General features: G+C 45.0%; 15 protein-coding genes. 4 read left to right on the top strand and 11 right to left on the bottom strand.

Annotated features, from left to right (window positions below; translation table 11 throughout):
- Window positions 1-135: 135 nt before the first annotated feature.
- From pgmB to ACQKMP_RS20325, 4 genes are all read right to left on the bottom strand, one after another.
- The gene (gene pgmB / locus ACQKMP_RS20340; RefSeq protein WP_339244673.1) at window positions 136-771 is read right to left on the bottom strand and encodes a beta-phosphoglucomutase; all 636 of its coding nucleotides are present in this window, start codon (window positions 769-771) and stop codon (window positions 136-138) included.
- Window positions 768-2,468: a glycoside hydrolase family 3 protein gene (locus ACQKMP_RS20335; protein WP_427470652.1), complete on the bottom strand. Its 1,701-nt coding sequence runs from the start codon at window positions 2,466-2,468 to the stop codon at window positions 768-770. The genes pgmB and ACQKMP_RS20335 overlap by 4 nt, the downstream gene beginning before the upstream one ends.
- 29 nt (window positions 2,469-2,497) lie before the next feature.
- On the bottom strand, window positions 2,498-3,847 hold the full coding sequence (locus ACQKMP_RS20330) for a glycoside-pentoside-hexuronide (GPH):cation symporter (RefSeq protein ID WP_427470650.1): 1,350 nt from the start codon (window positions 3,845-3,847) through the stop codon (window positions 2,498-2,500).
- Window positions 3,848-4,053: 206 nt separating this feature from the next.
- The gene (locus tag ACQKMP_RS20325) at window positions 4,054-6,588 is read right to left on the bottom strand and encodes a GH39 family glycosyl hydrolase (RefSeq protein WP_427470648.1); all 2,535 of its coding nucleotides are present in this window, start codon (window positions 6,586-6,588) and stop codon (window positions 4,054-4,056) included.
- Window positions 6,589-6,822: 234 nt separating this feature from the next.
- On the opposite strand from ACQKMP_RS20325, the gene ACQKMP_RS20320 reads away from it, so the two are divergent.
- A complete protein-coding gene (locus tag ACQKMP_RS20320) occupies window positions 6,823-8,400 on the top strand; it encodes a carboxylesterase/lipase family protein (RefSeq protein WP_427470646.1) in 1,578 nt (525 codons plus the stop codon).
- A gap of 103 nt (window positions 8,401-8,503) precedes the next feature.
- Here the strand turns inward: ACQKMP_RS20320 and ACQKMP_RS20315 are convergent, their stop codons facing one another.
- From ACQKMP_RS20315 to ACQKMP_RS20285, 7 genes are all read right to left on the bottom strand, one after another.
- The gene (locus ACQKMP_RS20315) at window positions 8,504-9,247 is read right to left on the bottom strand and encodes a GntR family transcriptional regulator (RefSeq protein WP_339268616.1); all 744 of its coding nucleotides are present in this window, start codon (window positions 9,245-9,247) and stop codon (window positions 8,504-8,506) included.
- 128 nt (window positions 9,248-9,375) lie between these two features.
- Window positions 9,376-10,554 carry a phosphopentomutase gene (gene deoB, locus ACQKMP_RS20310; protein WP_339244659.1) on the bottom strand — a complete coding sequence of 393 codons (1,179 nt, stop codon included), beginning with the start codon at window positions 10,552-10,554 and terminating at the stop codon, window positions 9,376-9,378.
- 129 nt (window positions 10,555-10,683) lie between these two features.
- Window positions 10,684-11,397 (bottom strand): purine-nucleoside phosphorylase, encoded by a 714-nt coding sequence (gene deoD, locus ACQKMP_RS20305; protein WP_379426044.1) that lies wholly within the window; start codon window positions 11,395-11,397, stop codon window positions 10,684-10,686.
- A gap of 242 nt (window positions 11,398-11,639) precedes the next feature.
- The gene (gene guaA, locus ACQKMP_RS20300) at window positions 11,640-13,178 is read right to left on the bottom strand and encodes a glutamine-hydrolyzing GMP synthase (protein ID WP_042184695.1); all 1,539 of its coding nucleotides are present in this window, start codon (window positions 13,176-13,178) and stop codon (window positions 11,640-11,642) included.
- A gap of 160 nt (window positions 13,179-13,338) precedes the next feature.
- On the bottom strand, window positions 13,339-15,723 hold the full coding sequence (locus ACQKMP_RS20295; protein WP_427470644.1) for a DUF4129 domain-containing transglutaminase family protein: 2,385 nt from the start codon (window positions 15,721-15,723) through the stop codon (window positions 13,339-13,341).
- Complete coding sequence (locus ACQKMP_RS20290; protein WP_427470642.1) at window positions 15,692-17,107, bottom strand: DUF58 domain-containing protein; 1,416 nt, start codon at window positions 17,105-17,107, stop codon at window positions 15,692-15,694. The genes ACQKMP_RS20295 and ACQKMP_RS20290 overlap by 32 nt, the downstream gene beginning before the upstream one ends.
- Window positions 17,108-17,165: 58 nt before the next feature.
- A complete protein-coding gene (locus tag ACQKMP_RS20285; RefSeq protein WP_427470640.1) occupies window positions 17,166-18,578 on the bottom strand; it encodes a polysaccharide deacetylase family protein in 1,413 nt (470 codons plus the stop codon).
- A 107-nt stretch (window positions 18,579-18,685) separates the two neighbouring features.
- On the opposite strand from ACQKMP_RS20285, the gene ACQKMP_RS20280 reads away from it, so the two are divergent.
- The 3 genes from ACQKMP_RS20280 (at window position 18,686) to ACQKMP_RS20270 (ending at window position 20,892) form a co-directional block, all read left to right on the top strand.
- The gene (locus ACQKMP_RS20280; RefSeq protein ID WP_076285863.1) at window positions 18,686-19,354 is read left to right on the top strand and encodes a DedA family protein; all 669 of its coding nucleotides are present in this window, start codon (window positions 18,686-18,688) and stop codon (window positions 19,352-19,354) included.
- Between the two features lie 184 nt (window positions 19,355-19,538).
- A complete protein-coding gene (locus tag ACQKMP_RS20275; RefSeq protein WP_427470637.1) occupies window positions 19,539-20,489 on the top strand; it encodes a helix-turn-helix transcriptional regulator in 951 nt (316 codons plus the stop codon).
- Window positions 20,490-20,580: 91 nt separating this feature from the next.
- Window positions 20,581-20,892: a zinc ribbon domain-containing protein gene (locus ACQKMP_RS20270; RefSeq protein WP_231573377.1), complete on the top strand. Its 312-nt coding sequence runs from the start codon at window positions 20,581-20,583 to the stop codon at window positions 20,890-20,892.
- Window positions 20,893-20,907: the final 15 nt, after the last annotated feature.

Genomic DNA, 20,907 nt, shown 5'->3' with positions numbered 1-20,907 from the left:
TTTAAGACTTTCCAGCTAGTTGGAAATACATAATAATCTAGTAGAACTTAATTTATAATAAAAAAAGTCGAAAACCCTAAACTACAAGGTTTTTCGACTTTTTAAGTCTATTCCCACTTCATCATTACTTTGTATTTAGATCAGCTTGAGCAGTTGATCTATTCGTTGAAGCGTAAAGGTCGCTTCCTTGCTGTTCACCGCGTCACCTACCGCCGCAACTTCCATTCCTGCATGGACGCCTGCTTGCACTCCGGCTACCGCATCTTCGACAACCAGGCATGCGGATGCATCACATTCCAGCTGACTTGCCGCGAGCAAAAATACTTCCGGGTCCGGCTTGCTTCTTGAGATTTGATTACCGTCGACTACGACGGCGAACCAATCTAACAAGCCTACTTGTTCAAGAATGAACCGCGCATTCTTACTGGAGGACCCTACAGCGGCGGCGACCCCCTTCACCTTTAATCCTTCCAAGGTCTCCGTTACACCGGGTAAGATGTCAGCAGGTGAAAGCTGCTCCAGAAACTTACGATAAATCGTATTTTTCTCCTCTGCTAACGATTGCTTCTGCTCATCTGTAAATTGTTTGTCCGAAGCACCGGATAAAATAATATCCAGACTCTCCATGCGACTCACACCGCGCAATCGGTTATTGACATCCTCATCGAAAGGAATGTTCAGCCGATCTGCTATTTGCTTCCAAGCCTTATAATGAAAATGATCCGTCGATACCAGTACACCGTCAAGGTCAAATATAACGGCACGCATCATAGTCTGGCTTCCCAATAGCCGCAGAACGGATCGACCGGATTGGTTCCTTTAAATTCAGATTTGCCTTGGATTTTGTCAACGATCGCATTCAAGGAATATTCATTTCCTGAGTATGCATTGATGAACGTCGGAATACGCGGCACATCCTGCAAATGGAAAGGGTTCGCCACGGATACGAACATCGTTGGCAATTCTTTAATAAACCATGGAATATCCCCACCATATGGCGGTGTATAGTTAATACGCAGATCTGTCTTATTACTCGCTGTCGCGTAGTTCGCGAAGTAAAGCGCGAAGTCATATTGTTTCACATAATCCCGAACCGACATGAACATGGCTTGCATGTCCATCGGATCATGGACGGTAACTTCAAATCCAGCATTCCGCAGCTTCTCTACGAATGGCTTATGGGTTCCTCCCGCGGAGAAGCTTCCTTCCTCATCACCTAACACGACGAGCAGCATTCTCTTATGCGTTTCCGGTGTAACCGGTAGTAATTGCTGCGTATCTTTCACTAATGTTACGGATTGGTCGGCGCAAGCCTGTGCCCATTGGTGATGTTGCTCAGAACCAATGACCGCTAAAGCTGACTCATCAGGAACCAAGGTATTCGTACGAGCTTGCTCATGCAATCTTAAAGATGCCTTCAAGCCAAGAATACGCGTTACAGCTTGGTTCAAGCGTTCTTCCGTCAGAATGCCGTTACGAATGCCGCTTAGCATATACTCTAGATCTTCCTCGAAGTTCCGATTGAAGAGGAAGATATCGCATCCCGCAGCAATCGCTTTTGGTACAGCCAGCTCACGACGTTCTGCTATTGTAAATCCGGCCATTAACGTGGCATCACTGACGATAACACCGTTAAAGTTCAGCTTCTCGCGCAGCAAATTTTGTAGAATTTCTGACGACAACGAACTTGGAAGCAAATCCTCATCCTTTAATTGTGGATTAAAATGACGTTGATAGGCTGGCTGCATAATGTGTCCGACCATGACCGTATTAGCACCTTCATCAATTAACGTCTGATATACATGTCCAAAAGTCGCATCCCACTCTTCTGTGGAGAGTGGATTTATAGATGTCAGTAAGTGCTGATCCCGATCATCGACCCCGTCACCCGGAAAATGCTTAATCGATACCGCCATACCGTTCTCGTGGGCTGCCTTCATGTAAGCAAGTCCCATATCAAGCACGGTCTCTGGACGATCGCCGAAGGTACGAACATTCGTAATCGGATTGCGGAAATTCATATTAATATCGACAATTGGTCCAAAGGACCAGTTCAATCCCACGGCTCTTCCTTCACTACAAGCCACAGTCCCTAGCTTATACGCCATATCCGGATCATTTGTAGCCGCCACTTGAAGCTGCTTCCCGAAGTAAGTGCCTTCCGTTGCAACCCCATCTCCCCCATTTTCCAGGTTCGCTGCGAGAAGCATCGGTATCTTACTGTTCTTCTGCATGGCTTTATGCGCTGAGCGGATCTCTTGCGCTGGACCCGGACGATACATTAATCCGCCTGGCTGGTATTTTTTCACCATATCGATCAAAGCCGCGTTGTCACCCATCCCTACAGGGCAAAAGAGCTGTCCGACTTTTTCTTCTAACGTTAAGCCTTCTAATGTTTCTTGTACCCATGTAATATCTTGTTCGTTCAGGTTAAATGGTTTCTTCGTCAAATCTACTTGATGTAGCATATTGTTTTCTCCTCTCGATATCATTGAATTTATAATGCAATGTTATTGCGTGCTTTCAAATCTGCTAGCATTTGACTCTCATCTTTATCTAAGGTATAGAACAATAGTGCGATAATGGCTAAGACGTAACAAACAATAGGAATCCAAATAAAATTTAGTTCGATGGCCCGCAATGCCGAAGCCGTCTGCACTGCTCCCGCTTTATAACCGTTAAGTCCAAGCATCCAGGCGGATAACGCGCCGCCAATACCCATACCGAACTTTACACCGAAGCTTGAGGAAGCTGTCAGCAAGCCTTGTGCACGAACCCCTGTTTTCCACTCGCCGTAATCCACGGTATCCACGATCATAATGAACAACAATCCGCCTGCAAAACCGCCACCAAGACTAACAACGACACTTCCAGTTATTAGTAATGTGATGCTGCTCGCTTGATCTCCCATGAACATGATCAGCTGACCCATAATTGAAACGATTAATCCGAATATCATGATATTCCGTTTACCTAATTTTTTGGTTAAGGACGGCACGATGACTAAGGTCAAGATCATGACTAGGTTCAAGCCCATTACCATTGGAATCAGGTCAGGTCTTTCAATTTTATACGTGAAATAATAGGTTGTCGTCTGGGTCTTCATGATGTTCGCCACCCAGAAAATAAAGTTTATAAACAACATGATTGCCCACGGCCAATTGCCTTTGATCGCTTTCATGCCCTCTTTCACCGGTAAAGATTTCTGAGAAGAAGCGGATACTACGCGCTCTTTCGTATTGAAGAATGCATTGATGAACAGCACAAATGCAATTGATGCAAAAATGATCATCGTCCAGGTAAAGCCTTTGGCATCATTGCCTTGCCCTAATTTATGAACAATCGGCAATGTAAAGGTCGTTACGGCAATCGTCCCTACCATGGCAAACAGGACACGAATCGTACCAATAACCGTTCTCTCTTGCGGATCACTCGATAGACTGGGCAGAATAGAAGTGACCGGCAAATTGATACCTGCATATAGAATCCCTAACAGGATATAGGTCACGTAAGCGTACACAATTTGTCCCGACGGACTAATATCCGGTACAGAGAACGTTAGCACAGCGATAACGGAAAATGGCAAGGCTAACCATAGGAACCATGGACGCGATTTTCCCCATCTGGTATTTGTCTTATCGATCATGATCCCGAAGAAAGGGCTGTCAAAAGCATCGATAACCCGGGCGATTAAAAATAATGTACCTACAGCAGCCGCACTCATTCCGATCGAATCTGTGTAGTAGAACAACAGATAGGTTGTTACTACTTGAAAGACGAGATTGGATGCAGTATCGGTAAGTGAATAGCTGATTCGTTCAAACCATGGTACTTGTTTGGTTGACATGTGTGTTTACCTCCTGCTCATTATCATGCTTTCATTATAGTAAGCGCTAACAACAATAACTTCCCGCTATTTATCCCTGTTCCATCGCAAATTTAACCTCTTTGAAACCTACTTAAGCTTTGTGGAATTGTAGTAAGGTCAAATATGAACCTGTCAGAGGACAAAAAAGACCCCTACATGCCTGCTAGGGGTCGATTTATCATAGATTAGATTCTTTTCATTTCATACAATTGGACTTCATGCGGTGAAAGTTCTGCTTTGAGATTAAATTGCTGATCGATGAGTTGAACGAAAATTTCCCGTTTCGGAAGACTTACACTCCTTAGATAGGAAATATCCTCCGAATGAAGATGTACGGGGTGTCCCATGTCCACCCAACGATCGTAGGAGCTGCCCCATTGGCGGTTCAACACTGTTTTGCGAATCTGATAGCTGCCTGGCGCAAGGCCCGACAATTCCAAGGTAAGCTCGAGCGGATCGTTATGCTTGAAAATGCGATAGCGATCGTATTCATTCAAATGAGAGACGTCATTACGACGATACAAGGCATCTGTATGTACATAATGGAATAAGAGCACCTGAATCTCATTCCCTTGTCTCGTAATACAATAGTTCTCGCCGCGCTGGATCATCTCAGAACCTAATTTGGCAAGCATTTGATAAGCGTGATAAGCAGCTTTCTCAATCCCGTTGTTCGTCATCAGTCCGAGTCCGCCGTGAAACACTTGATTCGGCACAAGAAACTCTTCCAGAAAATCTGTACTCGTCCAATAACAAAGACTATCCACTTGGTCGATCGTATCGATGACGTTCTTCACGATATAAGCGGATTGATAGCATGTATCATGAATCAAGTCTCGTTGGTTGCCGCTCGAATTCCACTCCGTCAAGTGAATTTCCTTGATATTTGCTCCGGATTCAACAACTATATCACGCGCTTTGACGATGACTTGCGATAAATAATCTTCAGCCGCCGACAGTGTCCAATATTTCGACATTTCCTCTGCCGTCCAAACGAATTCCTCCGACATCCCCCCATCGAGCTGCATGGCATCATAAAAAATCTGATCGAACGGGTAGCTATGGAACGATATAAAGTCGGGCAAACAATGGTTTTGCATGCAGAAGTACAGAAAATCCTGTAACCAAGTATCATTAAGAATCGTTGGAGACAACAAGCTTGGCCCCCCCATTCTAAGCTTGGGATACTTCCGGATCACTTCATGGGTTGCCTGATAGAAGGTGAAATACTGCTCTTGAGTCCCGCTCCAAAAGGAGATGACATCAGGTTCATTCCATACTTCAACATACCAAGTAGTCACCTCTTCAACGCCGTATCGCTCGATACAGTGGTCCATCAGTGCTTCGACGAGCCCCATCCAGCGCGTTAATTGATTGGGATAGCTGACATTGCTCTTTTTCACGAAAATTGTCGCATCACCAGACGCCAGCTTCGAAGGCATAAACCCAAGCTCGATGAACGGCTTCAGGCCTATGCTCAGGAAAAAGTCAAATAGCTGATCCACATAAGTAAACAGATAATACGGCTCGCCTCGTCCGTTCTCATGATACACCATCATCTCGTCGTCGAAGATGCCATGAAACCGGATATAGGAGAACCCGATATCCTTCTGAAGCTGGATGAGCTGCCGCTGCACCTCTCCGAATAAACCCTCTTTCGCTTTGCCAATCGAAGTCAATTTTCGCCAAGTATGCATAAGCGGCGTTGAAGTATTTACATCGAGGTGGATGCTCTCTGTCTTTACGACCATTTTATCTTGCATAATAAAGTTGGATTCCTGAGATTCGCTCGGCAAATATTTGAATAGCTCCTTGAAGGCATCCTGTTGATTCATTTCCAGATAATTAGGAGTCTTCGATGCTCTGGCATTCGCATAAGCGGACATATCTCCCGCGCGCTTCGCGCGATACTCTCTCGGTGTTGCTCCGTAAAACTCTTTGAATACCTTATTAAATGATTTGATACTGGGAAATCCGTTATTTAGCGCCACTTGGGTGATCGTTAAATCACTGTAATTCAATTCATCTAAAGCATGCTCCAGACGCACACCGTTAAGGTATTGAGAGAAGGTCGTACCCAAAAACTTTTGGAAAAATCGAGACAAATAGTGCACCGACAAAAATTCTTGCTCAGCAATCTCTGTTAAAGAGATCGGCTTCGCATAATTATGTTGAATGAACTCGGTAATGGCCAAGAGGCGATCCATGAACTTCACATCGGATGATGCATCTTTGCCCTGCAAAGGCTTGGAATAATATTTAACAAGATACGCCATGAGCCGGAACAATAAACCTTTCAGCTCCAGTTCATAACCCAGTGCTTGTTTCGTATACGTCAGCATCATGTACGCCAACATCTGACGGATCGGATCGAACTCGATCTGATGCTGATGGTCGTATAGATAAGAATCACAATGGAACTGCAGCTCTTTAATTACTGTAAACTGCTCTTCTATATAAGAATGAGACACCTGCAGCGCTAAGATCAAGCTGTTCTCATCGCCACTGATCGAATGAACCTCCTTCGAATTAATAACGGTAATGGCTGATTCGTGCAGAAGATGCCGCTCTTGTTGCCGAAACAACTCGATCGTGCCCTTCAGGACAAAAATAATCTCTAAATTATCATGCCAATGCATCTGCACATGATTCGGGCGATGAAGCAATAACCGGAACGGAGTATAACGATTGGTTGTGATGACCTCATAGGTAGTTTTCATATGGACATTATTCCACATTTTTTTCTTACTTAGCAATCAGCTAGAGGGTGGTGATGAATTTTGCTGCATAGGGGATTCTTGACTTTTTTATCATGATTATTTTCTTATCCTGAGACCAGACCTGCTGACCTCCAGAAAAGAAGCAAAGAATAAGGATAAAGCAGATAAGTTCCCTATATTTTTCACTATCCTACTTTTATTATAATGGGGCTATCTGATGTAAGGAGGATTTCCATGATGACAGCAAAAAATTTCGTATGTTCCTCAGCAGAACCCATTGTACAGACCAAAGCTGGAAAAATGAGAGGCTTTCAGGTCAACGGCACTTATACCTTTCACGGGATAAAGTACGCAGATGCCAAGCGCTTCCAGATGCCCACAGAGGTAGCGCCTTGGGAGGGAATTAAGGATGCACTCGCTTACGGTTATGTGTCTCCCATGTTAACCCAGGATCAGCCCCAAATGGAAGTGCTGGTTCCTCACCGTTACTGGCCTATGGATGAGAATTGTCAGTATCTGAATATCTGGACTCAGAGCCTTGAACCGCAGGCCAAAAAACCTGTTATGGTATGGCTGCACGGGGGCGGTTTTGCAGCTGGCTCTTCTATTGAACAGGTAGCTTATGAAGGAGACAAGCTTAGCGAGTTCGGTGATGTGGTCGTAGTAACCTTAAATCACCGATTGAATATTCTGGGATACATGAACCTGTCTGCTTTTGGAGATAAATACGTCAATTCCGCTAATGCCGGAAATGCCGATATGGTAGCAGCTTTAAAATGGATTCAGGAAAACATTACAGCTTTCGGCGGCGACCCGGACAATGTGACCATCTTCGGACAGTCTGGTGGCGGTATGAAGGTATGGACACTAATGAATACTCCCGCAGCAGACGGCCTGTTCCATAAGGGCGTTATCCAGAGCGGATTAATTGATGGGTTTTTGGACACCCGCAAGACCGATAGTACCGCCATTGTAAAGGCACTGTTGACAGAGCTTAATTTTGGCGAGGTAGAAGTAGAAAAATTGGAAGCGGTTCCTTATCCTCAGTTAGCTGCAGCATATAATAAAGTTGCACCAGCACTCGCAATGCAAGGGGAATACATTGGCGGTAATCCTATGCCTAATGAATTCTATGTAGGCGATCCTAGAGAGGTGGGCTTTACCGAGCATGCGAAGACCATTCCGGTATTGATTGGTAGCGTATTTGGTGAGTTCGCTTTTGGTCCCGGTGTTCCTAACAAGCAGGACGTGTCTGAGGATGCCACCATGGAGATGCTGACTCAAAAGTATGGCAATCATACGGAGAAGCTGGTCACACAATTTAAGGAAGCGTATCCGGATAAACACTTGTCCGACCTGCTATTCTTAGATACCTTCTTCCGTGTTCCAACCAAGGACTTTATCGAGAAGAAATCCGGACACGAGGAAGCTCCTACCTACTCCTACTTGTTTACTTATGAATTTCCTTTTGAGGGGGGCAAGACAGCATGGCACTGTGCTGAGATCCCTTTCGTGTTCCATAATACGGAACGCGTTCCCGTGTGCCTCATTCCGGGAGTTTCCGATCGGATGGAGGAGCGCATCTGTGGGGCATGGGTAAGCTTTGCACGCTATGGCAATCCTAACATCCCTTCCCTTCCCCAGTGGCCGGCATGTAAACCGGGAGATGAGGCTACCATGATTTTTGACCGCAACTGTGTAGTAAAGCATAATTTTGATCATGCATTGATGGATACTTTATTGAAAACGAACCCGAAGCTGCCTTTCCTGCCAAACAATGAGGCCGAAGAAGAAGGATTTATTTTGCATTAAGCAATCACCCCTCGAAAAACTCTTTGATTCGGGTCAAAAAAACTCCCTTCTGTCTGCTAAATGTCGCAGATAAAAGGGAGTTTTTCTAATCCATTATTATTGGTTAACCTTTAGACATATTTAATTTTAAATTTGAGAACTGCTGTGGGATATAAAATTTATTATACATTAACGGATAATCTGGCTCTGTTTTGTCGTAAAGGGTTTCTAGTAGCAAAAAGCACTCGTTCTGCCCCATTAATTTATCTTTCCGATCTGCTAAGTTAACGGTATGCGTATATTTTATTTCAATATTCCCATGGTTAGCGTCTACATAAGCCTGATTCTCTAGAAAATCCAGCATTCTCTCTTTACTATCAAGGTCCAAAGATAACCTCTCTACTGTTTGCATAGACATAAAAGTAAAAGCGTAAGCATGTAGCTCTCCTCCTACTCTATACAAACGTTCCAAAGCTACAACTGTAGCTGATTCTCTTCTTAATACTTGTTTGGTATGTTCCGTTTGCGGGTCCAGCCGATAATGTAGATCTACTTGGTCAAATGCGCTTATATGACATTTATGCATGGGGTTGCTCAGTTTCTCTAATTGAGTATCCTCTTGGTTAAAAGAAGATTCAAGTACAAAGTTCCCCTTACCACGAACATTTCTTACTAATCCATCATCTTGCAAAAGAACTAAAGCTTGCCGTAAAGTAGCGCGACTAACCCCTAGTTTTTTGGCTAAATCCGGTTCTGAAGGAAGCTGGCTACCTACGAGGTATTCTCCTTTGTTAATCTGAAGAAGAAGCTCATCATATACATTGATATAAAGCGGCCGTTTCAATTTATCTAGTTTATGCGTGTTCATTCATCTGATGTCCTTTTCTCCCCATTATGACACATCATTTTTCAAGCGACAAGGAATGTCATTCTCTGCTTCAATCGCAACGTAAAAACCTCCAAAAAGAAACTTTGGAGGTTTTTATGTGATATCAATTATTTAAGAAATGGCAGGAAAGACTCACCGTTGTCTGGCATATCAACATCAAAGTTATCTGCTATAGTCGCACCGATATCAGCAAAGGTATCATGCTCAGGTAATGCGCCACTGCCCTTTAATTGCTTGGAATAGACTAGGACAGGAATAAACTCACGAGTATGGTCTGTACCAGGGAAGGTTGGGTCATTTCCATGGTCAGCCGTAATGATTAACAAATCATCTTCTCGGATGGAATCGAATACCTCATCTAATCGTTTATCGAATTCCTCTAATGCTCTTCCATAGCCTTCCGGATCACGACGATGACCGTATAAAGCATCGAAATCAACTAAATTCAAAAAGCTCATTCCAGTGAAATCTTTCTTAATTACATCAAGCAGTTTATCCATACCATCCATATTGTCTTTTGTACGAATGGATTCTGTAACGCCTTCACCATCGAAAATATCATTGATTTTACCAATAGCGATGACATCATAACCTCCGTCTTGCAAGCTATTCATAACCGTTTTATGAAATGGTTTCAAGGCATAGTCATGACGATTGGAGGTTCTCGTAAATTTCCCGGGTTGGCCTACATAAGGTCTGGCAATAATACGACCAATTAAATAGGCAGGGTCTTTGGTGATTTCCCGAACCTTTTCACAAATATCATATAACTCTTCTAATGGGATGATTTCTTCATGAGCTGCAATTTGCAGAACCGGGTCAGCAGAGGTATAAACGATCAGATCCCCTGTTTTCATTTGATGCTCGCCATATTCATCAAGGATAGCTGTTCCACTTGCAGGTTTATTCGCTACTACTTTTCGGCCAGTTATGTCCTCGATCTGTTTAATTAATTCGTCGGGGAATCCATTTGGATACACATTAAAAGGTTGATCAATATTTAAACCCATGATCTCCCAATGACCTGTCATAGTATCTTTCCCGACTGATTTTTCCTGTAATTTAGTATAATAAGCAAGTGGTTTCTCAGCTTTTGGAACACCCAAAATTTTTTCAATATTAGATAGACCCAATTTGGCTAGGTTGGGCAGATTTAATCCATTCATATGTTCTGCAATGTGTAATAGGGTATGGGAGCCAACATCGTTAAATTGATCCGCGTCTTTTCCTTCTCCAATGCCTACTGAATCCATGACGATTAAATGTACACGTTTAAATTTCTTCATTCTACTCTCATCCCTTATCTAGTAATTAAAAATAATATAACCGGAACGACTTTACATAATAGGCTTCCAATATCTCATGCTGTATAAACTTTATATCGTTTACATTAGTTTCACATAGAAGGAAAGCATTTATGCTAACTCTAATGCGATCTCCATCATTTTAGTAAATGCAGTTTGGCGTTCCTCCGAAGTGGTCTGTGCTCCTGTAATAAGATGATCACTCACTGTTAGAATGCACAGCGCTTTTACACGTGCTTGGATAGCGTTCCAATAGAGGGCTACAGATTCCATTTCAACACCCAAAATCCCTACATCCTGCCACTTTTTATTAGCTGCCTGATCCGCATTATAAAATATTTCACTGGATAAAATATTACCAATATGAACCTTTTGTCCTTTATCATCTGCTATTTTCTTAGCTTTCTCCAAAAGCTCAAAAGAAGCCGTTAGTGGATATTGTCCAGGTAAATTATATTGATGACCATAATTGGAATCCGTTGCAGCTCCCATACCAAAAATTACATCGTATAGCTCAATGTTTTCTTGCATTGCACCACAGGTACCAATTCTGATTAAATTCTTAACTCCAAATACATTGATTAATTCCCAAGAATAAATTCCCATACTCGCTGGACCCATTCCCGTACCCATAACAGAGATTTTCTTCCCTTTGTAAGTACCGGTATATCCTAACATTCCTCTTACCTCGTTAAAGCACTGGTAATCTTCTAAAAAAGTTTCCGCAATGAACTTAGCTCTTAAAGGATCACCAGGCAACAGAATCGATTCAGCGATCTCTACCCCGTTCGGTTTAATATGAGGTGTCTCTTTGGAAATAGTCATCATTTTGATTGGCCCCTTTAGTAGAAAATGTACTTGTTTATCTTGTCTATTTTTTAGACAAGTACAATTTATCATAACTTTTCGAGGGTTGCAAGCCCTTTCAACAAAACGTGTTCATGAAAGATTTGTGAAAACGGCGTCTCCAGCACAACCCTTTACTTGAGAAATAAAAAAACTCTCTTTTATTTGCTAAATAACGCAAATAAAAGAGAGTTTTTTTGAAATCTATAATTGCACCGATCCTATTCCCACTCGATTGTTGCTGGTGGTTTCGAAGTGATGTCATACACTACGCGGTTTACATTCTCAACTTCGTTGACGATACGTACCGAGATTTTCTCAAGAATATCCCATGGGATACGCGCCCAGTCAGCCGTCATGCCGTCGATGGAAGTTACTGCGCGCACACCTACTGTGTAGGAATAAGTACGAGCATCCCCCATAACACCAACACTCTTCATGTTAGGCAGGGCAGTGAAGTATTGCCAAATTTCACGGTCTAATCCCGCTTTAGCAATTTCCTCTTGCAGAATGTAGTCAGAGTCGCGAACGATAGTAAGCTTGTCCTCTGTTACTTCACCCAAGACACGGATAGCAAGACCTGGACCAGGGAAAGGTTGACGCCAAACGATAGCACGTGGCATTCCCAGCTCTTCACCCAGTTTACGAACCTCATCCTTAAACAAGGTATTTAGTGGCTCGATCAAGCTGAATTTCATGTCTTCCGGCAAACCGCCCACATTGTGGTGAGATTTAATCGTTTGTGCCGTAGCTGTTCCGCTCTCAACGATATCCGTATACAGTGTACCTTGTGCAAGGAATGCGAAATCTCCGAGCTTAGCCGACTCTTCGTCGAAGCAGTAGATAAACTCGTTACCGATGATTTTACGTTTTTGTTCAGGATCTTCAACACCTGCAAGCTTGCTCATGAAGCGCTCGCGTGCATCGATTTTCACGACATGAATATCGAATTTACCTACGAAGGTCTCCATAACACTTTCAGCTTCACCTTTACGCAAAAGACCGTGATCAATAAACATACAAGTTAATTGGTCACCGATTGCACGGTGAATAAGCATTGCAACTACGGAAGAATCTACGCCACCGCTAAGTGCGCAGAGTACTTTTTTGTCTCCAACTTGGTTACGAATATCTTGAATAGCTTCATCAATAAACGATTCCATCGTCCATTTGCCGTCGCAACCGCAAATTTGATACAAGAAGTTCGAGATCATCTCATTACCATGTACAGAGTGACGTACTTCTGGGTGGAATTGAACCGCGAACAATTTACGCTCATCATTGCTCATTGCCGCGATTGGAGCACTTTCAGTTCCTGCCTCCAGCTTGAATCCTGTTGGAAGTTCAACTACATGGTCACCGTGGCTCATCCATACCGTCTGACGGCTCTCTAGCCCAGCAACGAGTGCAGTACCTTCTTCAAAATCAATATCGGCTTTACCATATTCACGTTTAGCGGAGCGTTCCACTTTACCGTCAAGTTGGTGAGCCATTAGCTGCATACCATAGCAAATACCGAAGATCGGTACTCCTAAATCATAGATCGCTGGATCTACATGTGGAGCATCTTCAGCATATACACTGCTAGGGCCACCAGAGAAGACAATCCCTTTAGGTGCAAGTGCTTTGATCTTGTCTACCGGCGTATTGTACGGCAAAAGTTCGCTGTATACTCCCAGGTCCCGAATTCTGCGCGCGATAAGTTGGTTGTATTGTCCCCCAAAATCGAGAACGACGATAATTTCATTTGGCTTATTCATTACGAGCCTCCCTTGATTATTGGATTCATTATACTCATGGTTAATTCTCATCGTCAAGGAAAGGAGAACACACTTCTCATAATAGGAGAGAGTTAAACTTCATGAAGAACATTCCTTTCCATGGAAGGAATTGTATAGCAGCATCAGCTGTTCTGACCGATTAAGTTAACCGGAAGGTGATGATCAGGCATTCGCGTATAAACGCGGACGCATCATGAGTAGTAAGCTCGCTGATCTCTGCAGGTGATGCTGGCGCCGCAGACATTGCAGGGATTGCAGATATCATCGACCTTGCTGAAATTCTAGACGTTGCAGGCATTTCGTTCGCGGGATCGGCTGCGACGAAGTCTGAAGTCGCGGGCGCGTACGCCAGGGTCTCCCACTGGCGTACGAACTGCCGGACGGCTTCGCTTAGTCCGGCATCGTAGATCTGCAGGGAGTCCACATACTCCCTGCCAGTGACACCGGGCGGCGGCGGTCCATACCGCTCCGCCAGCCCGTGCCAAGCTAGAGAGGCAGCGCGCAGCTGCCTCTCGCGGCTCATGCTGCTGGCGCTGCGCGCGGCCAGCAGCAGAGCCAGGCTACGCCGCCAGCGCCAAGCGGCGGCGGGAAGCAGCGCCGCGGCAGCGAGCGGCGCAGCAGAGGTCCCGCCCGCCAGCGGCAGGGCGGGCAAGCCCGCGTTTCGCGCAGCTTGCGGCGCGAGCGAGGCTGCCGCAGGCAGCGCCGGTGCGGCGAAGCCGGCGGCAAGGGCGGGGCCAGGCGTTGGGTCGAATGGGACCCAACCGGCGCCGGCGAAAAAGACCTCCACCCAAGCATGAGCATCGCCCTGGGTGACTAAATACTTCGCCGGCATAGTATCGTCCTGCAAGGTCCCAGGCCCAAAGCCTTGGACATAACGAGCAGGAATTCCTGCACTGCGCAGCAGTACGGTCATAGCTGTTGCAAAATGAACACAGTAGCCTTGTTTTGTCTCAAATAAAAAGTGATCCACAAAATCAGATTCGGATGGTGGAACCGTTGTGCTCAACGTATAGGAATATCCATGTTGTAAGTAATCCTTAATGGCAGTTACGGAGTCATAGCGGTTACCTGAAGAAGCTGTAAGCATCTCCGCCAGATCTCTCACTCGTACGGGTAACAAATCTGGCAATTGCAAATACTTACCCATAATTTCCTGGGGATCGTTACTGCTTAAACCACGAAGCAGTACTGGATCGCTCTCAGGAAGTAAGGACTCCACTGAATATTCTGTGATCCGTGCAGAGCCTATTGAATCAGGCAAACGAAAACTCTCTCTGTCTATGTTAGACAGCACATATCCCAATTTACTTCCGCCCAAGAGTTCAACCGACTCAACATCAGTTATTATTCCCGCATTGAATAAAGGAATTCCCCCGGAAGAAGGGGTGGCAAATTGTATCCGCTGTTGAAGCGTTCGTTTCCTAGTTTCACCGCTTAGCATCAATGAAGAATTCTGTGGAATACCGGACAGATTAAGCGGCATAAACTCTTCGCCCCCCCTGATCCATCGGCGGCCATCATAGTAAGCAATGCTCTCACCTCGCCAGTAAGTACGCTCGCTAGTTATAGCTGTAAAGACTGGTTCAGTATTGCGGGATAACGGGGCACCGAGTTCACCGTCATTCGAACTATACCCTGTTGTTCCAGAGGCATTAGACGCCTTATCATCTGGCAAATGGCCTGAAGCCCAAGTCTGCAGCTTCTGAAATGTCGATTGCAGCGTAAGTTCGCTGGTTGGTCTTGCCCCGAGCAGCTGCCCACCGAACCATGCTGTTGCCATCACGACAATGGCTGTCGCCAAAGTCAACCCTCCCCAACGCGCATAAGGCAGTGTAGTAACTCCCTCACGTTCTTGAAGACGCAGGAGACCACTCATCGCGTGCATCCAAAAAATAAGACCCATGGATATCACAATATCCATTGTGGTATTGACGTCAAAGCCCATATCCAAGATCAGCAAGTAAATGATTGTAACTGCCGTGAATAGCACTGTACTCCCTCGGAAGAGTGCAAGCTGCTGTACTGAGGATACCAATAGCCCCCAACCTACAATCAATATCAAAAGCCTGCTGATCTCGCTTAACTGAGAAACATGTCCAGAAAGAAGCAGAATAAGATCATTCGGAATTTCGTCCGCATAAATCCCTAACCACCCTATGCCTTCGCCCCCACTGCATAAGTAAATCCATGCTGAAACAGTAATAAGAAATTGAATACTTAGCAGTAGCCACCCCGGAATCTGAAATATCCCCCATAACAGCAACACTGCCGCCAATACCATTAGAACTTGTAGCATCTTGGAGGTATCTTCTAATAAAGCAGACCTATATAAAGGGAGTAACCATTCAATAAATAGCCCCATAATGGCCAAAGAGAACAGCAAACGATAGTACAGAGGTACCTTTCTCTGCTTACCGGCATGTCTGTTCTCTATTTGCCCCAAATTGAACTGAAAGCCATTCATAGCCAGTTTTGTATCACCCGATTTTCCCTTACCGTAGTGTTGGTTTTCCGGATGATTCATGGAACTCTACCTCCCTGAATCTGAATGCTGGCAATGCATCATCCAGACAAAACATTCGTGCTCCAAGACGAGCCAAACTATCTCCGACAGTTCCCTTTCCAGGCTGGCGAGCCTCCCCTGGCTTCGGTGCTGATTGGTCCCAAGCATAATAAAGCTCCACCTTCACACCTTGCATCAAGAACTTGGCAATCACCTTGGCTGATTCCTCTTCTAGCCGTCCCGTGATAATGGCTACTGTCATCCCCGGAATCCAGCCTCGGGAGGCATCATCAAGCAGCAGCGACAGGTTTCTAGTGCCATCCAGGGAAATTTCAGTCAGAATATCCAGCACTCTCCCTGGGATTTTACCCAGACCTTCATGTCTAGCCATACCTTCTGGCCAACCGCCGCTAAACAACTGAACATAAGCACCTGAACGCTCAGCGGAGAGCATCAGCCCCATCGCTGTCGACACCGCTTTCTCAAATGCTGGAGGCGAATCGTCTCGGCTCCCACGAGGTTTAAGCGCATCTGTAGGAACCTCGTAGCTGAGCGGGTCATTAGCCAATACGATACAGGTCATTCTTGCCTTTTCCCGTTCTGGAACTTTGCTCTGCAGCGCTCCCGTTCTTGCACTATTCTTCCAATGAATTCGGCTAAGTGGATCTCCTGGCTCATAATCCCTGGATTCCAACGCCTCATCGCTGATGCTTCTTCCCCGTCTAGAATACAAGGTGTCACCCGTCATAAATCCGCTATCTGGTACAGTTCCACCAAAGTATAAAGGCGCTGGCAGCACCTTAAAACTCTGTCCTCCATCCGGTTCAGATCTTCCCGTGAACCAACCCGGAAAGTCTCCCCAAGTTACTCTACAACCCAGCAGATGATGATTGCCGCGAGATAAATTTTCAATCGTGTATGTGTATGAAAAAGAACGTTTGAATCCAGGAAATAGCAGCTTCTGATGATGGCTATCGCCCCAATAATCGGCAATGGTCATCCAAGGGAGAGGCAACCGAGAAGAGAAGCTCAGCTGCACCTTCACATGAAGTGTATTTCCAGCCATCGGTCTCGCAGGAGTAATCGTACGAACTAGCTTAATCGTCCGTGGACCAGAGAGCTGAACCATAAGTCCACCGAGCATAATAACTCCTACAACGATCAGGAGAAACAGCAAAGACGGGCCTCCTCGCCAAACATATAAAGCACCTATAATTCCAGCCACAGTTAGCATCCTTAACCATTCCATCAGAGCACTTCGGCTACGCGGATAAGAGAAGCTTTTGACACTTCCGGCATCTTTCTTCAATTGATCAATTAGTGATGAAGAGGACAATGGGACACCCATCCTTTGGTCATAGACTTGTTCCCAGCTCAGGAACTTATTACTATCTATTCTTCCCATGAAAAAGGGTGCCCAGACATTTGTTTTTTCTTTTTACTAGACAGCCTTAGCTCTTCTTTCAGAATGTTTTTACCCGGCGTTCTACTTCAGTAACGCTTATATTAAGCGGAGGATGACCTGTTGTCTCCAGCAGTTCTCGTAGCGATACCCAGATCGATCCACCAATCATTTCTACCCTCGCATCGATTGTCTTTTGACCGTTATCAGGATGGTTTAGAATCAATTGTTTGTTCATTACATCGGCAATGACCGCTTTCCCGTTCCAATCTATTTCTCCACTTCGGCTATTCACATCCCAGCTAACTCGCCCTCCAAGCCGTTCAATTACAGCACGAAGCGGAACCATATACTGTCCATTTCGCACGGAATATTCCCCGGGATTCAGCTTCGTCTCCAGCTTTCCTACCTCCAGAATCAATGGCTTTCCAGGCGCAAAGAGCTCCGCATTCGGTGTGATATTTGAGGCGACCCAAGCTTCTGAAGGATTTTTCCGCCCCAAATTAGTGGCTTTTGCAGAGACTTTAAATTGTACAGGTTCTACCGTTTCATCCAATAGGCCAAAGTCATATCCAGCCGCCTTATAGCGTGCAATAATGTCCGGCAGCGCTTTGACGCTCTCTTGATGACCGCCACCATCATGTAGTAGTAAAATAACCTGGGAAGACTTCATATCCATTGTGGATTCCTTCAAAATTTCTGAGGCTGGCACGCCTTTCCGTTTAGAATCGCCGCTATCCACCGTCCAATCCATCACCTTATAACCTGCTTGCTTCAATAAATTGAAATAGGTATTATCAAAATGATCATAGGTTCCACCTGGGGCGCGGATAAGCTGTGGCCGAACCCCTGTAATCCCCTGAACAATCTCTTCAGTCTGTTTAATTTGATTCCAAAATTCCGTGAATCCACTATATAAATCATGGTAATTATGATTATAGGTATGATTACCAATCGCATGGCCCTGTTCCCATATGGAGTCGATGAGCTCAGGATGGCTTTTCGCTTGATTACCAAGAACAAAAAAGGTTGCCTTCACACCTTCCTGATGTAAAATTTCAAGTACATTGAAGGTGTTATCGCTAGGTCCGTCGTCAAATGTAATATAGACTGTTTTTTTAGATTTTTTGGCTGCTGTGATTGCAGAACTCGTTGTCGAAACCTTGGATATTTTCTCTACCCCATTAGCTTGAGGGAGTTGAGTCACAGTAAGGGCCGCACTTGAAGAGGAGTGAACTTCCGGAGATGCAGAAGCGAGTGGTTCTACTGCAGATGGCAAATCTTGCATCGTCGCTGCGGTAAGCTTATTCTTAACAGATACAGACTCGGCGCTAGCGGGCTGCAAGGATCGGAGCTCCCATGAATTCAAGTTTTTCCCTATACTCCATCCGAGCATTACGATGAATATTACAACCATAACGAGCAATCCGCTTATCAACTTTCGGCGGCTGTGTGCGCTTTTATTACCCTTCATCTTCTCTACCTCCAGCATTCTATTGGCTTAAAAGCCATTTGGTAGATTGTATGAAGACAAGCTGTAAAATAGAATAAGGCAACTGCCTCTTGGAGAGTGACAATCTTATGGAAATGCTGAGTTTTATACAAGAATTATTCACCAAATATGGATATAGCGTATTATTCTTTGGATTACTTCTCGAGTTCGTTGCCCTGCCCTTTCCCGGAGAGACCACTATGGCGTTTGCCGGTTTCCTTTCCTATACTGGGAGACTTGATTTCTTTACGCTAATTGTAGTTGCTTTTGCAGGCACCACAGCTGGGATGACCCTCACCTATTTTGTCGGATTAAAAGCCGGTATGCCCTTTATCCAGCGATATGGAAAATGGTTTCTATTCTCACCTACTAAGCTAGAAAAAACACAGAAATGGTTTGAGAAATACGGAAGCTTTCTAATTTTTATCGGTTATTTCATTCCAGGGGTACGGCACTTTACAGGTTATTTTGCTGGTATTATCGCGCTTCCCTTCCGTAAATTCGCCCTATATGCTTATAGTGGAGCCGTATTCTGGGTAGTGCTGTTTCTTAGCATCGGAAAGGTGTTTGGTCCACAGTGGATGGGCATCTTCCATTTGTTCGAGTCCTATGCGCTTTGGATTATTTCTGGTGGTGCAGTAATAGCAGCTCTTGTGATCATTTACCGTTATCGCAAAAACATTGGTGCCCGCCTCTTCCCTGGCAAAGCTGCCACTCGGATTCAGGCCCAGATTAAAAAACCTTCCAAGGAGCGGTGAATTCACCGCTCTTTTTACTACGTATCAACGCATACCCTGCCAACAGTATAGCAATTACAGAAAACCCTGCTCCCCCAGCAAAACCCAGCGCCCGAGGCTCCATCCATGCTTTATTTTCAAGAATTTGCTAAGATGTAGTACATCATTACATAACGAAATTATCCGAAAAGGAGGGCTCTACTTTTTGAAAATTGATCGATTGCTCTCTATCGTCATTCTACTAATGAACCGGCGTCTCATTCAGGCGAAGGAGCTCGCCGACATGTTCGAAGTGTCCGTGCGTACCATTTACCGTGATATTGAAAGTATTAATGGGGCTGGAATTCCTATCGTCACCTATCAGGGATCGGGTGGTGGTATCGGCCTTATGGAAGGCTACCGGTTAGACCGCAATGTATTGACCGACCGCGAGCTGGCTGATATTTTCTCCGCTCTGCAAAGCGTCTCCTCTTACGGCGGAACTGGACACACTCTGCTCATGGAGAAGATCAGTAGCGTAATCCCGCCCTCACAGACCGCCGCTTTCCGAAGCAAAACGACCCAGCTTATCATCGATTTCTCTCCTTGGGGTCTTCAGCCTATCCTAGAAGAGAAGATTGCAACTCTAAAAGAGGCGCTGGAAGAAAACAGAACTGTGGCCTTTGATTATGTCAATGCCGAGGGGCAGTCCAGTCAGCGTTCTGTCGAGCCCTATACTTTAGTCTTAAAAGGACAAGCATGGTACTTGTATGGTTACTGTCTGCAACGCCAGGATTTCAGATTATTCAAGCTGCATCGTATGAAAGGACTCGTTAAAGAAAAACGGGAGTTCATTAGAGAAGATAGGGACATGCATGAGCTGCCCTGGAGCACTGATTATCAGCGAGTGACTTCTGCCTCAGTAGTGTCGCCAATCCTTCTGCACTTCACAGCTGAAGGCAGACATCTAGCGGAAGATCGCTTTGACTCCACTGAGCTTCAATCGGACGGACATGGTGGATATAACGTGTCCATCCATTATCCCGAGGACGGATGGCTCTATGGTTTCTTGCTCAGCTTCGGAACGGCTTTAGAAGTGCTAGAGCCGGAACATATTCGTCAGAAGCTTGGAGAGTTAGCTCTTGGGGTTGCCAAAAAATATGCAACCTCGCTTTAAACCTGACGGTATGTCGTCAGATTCATAGTTCTATAATGTACTTAAAGCGAGTGCTCATAAGCTTCGCATACTTTTAAAAGGAGTGCTGTATATGAATCAAGAGCATGTAGGGCAAATGCAAGGCGAACCGAAATTTTGTCAAAGCTGTGGGATGCCTATGCCTACGGAAGATCTACTTGGAACGAACAAGGAAGGGCAAAAGATCGAGGATTATTGTGTATACTGCTACGAAGATGGAGCATTTAAACAGCCTGATATTACGCTGCAAGAAATGTCTGACATTTGTACAGGCTACTTGGTTCAAGAAGGAATGGATGAGGCTGTCGCCCGCAAATTACTCGCCGAACAGCTGCCTCATCTGAAACGATGGAGAGGCGTAGCCAGCTCTCCTTCAACAAACTAATAATCAGCACAAAAA

Source organism: Paenibacillus sp. NPDC101420 (assembly GCF_050277435.1).
Classification (GTDB): domain Bacteria; phylum Bacillota; class Bacilli; order Paenibacillales; family Paenibacillaceae; genus Paenibacillus_AQ.
Note: the sequence above shows the minus strand (reverse complement) of the source record. Positions and strands in the feature narration are given on the sequence as shown.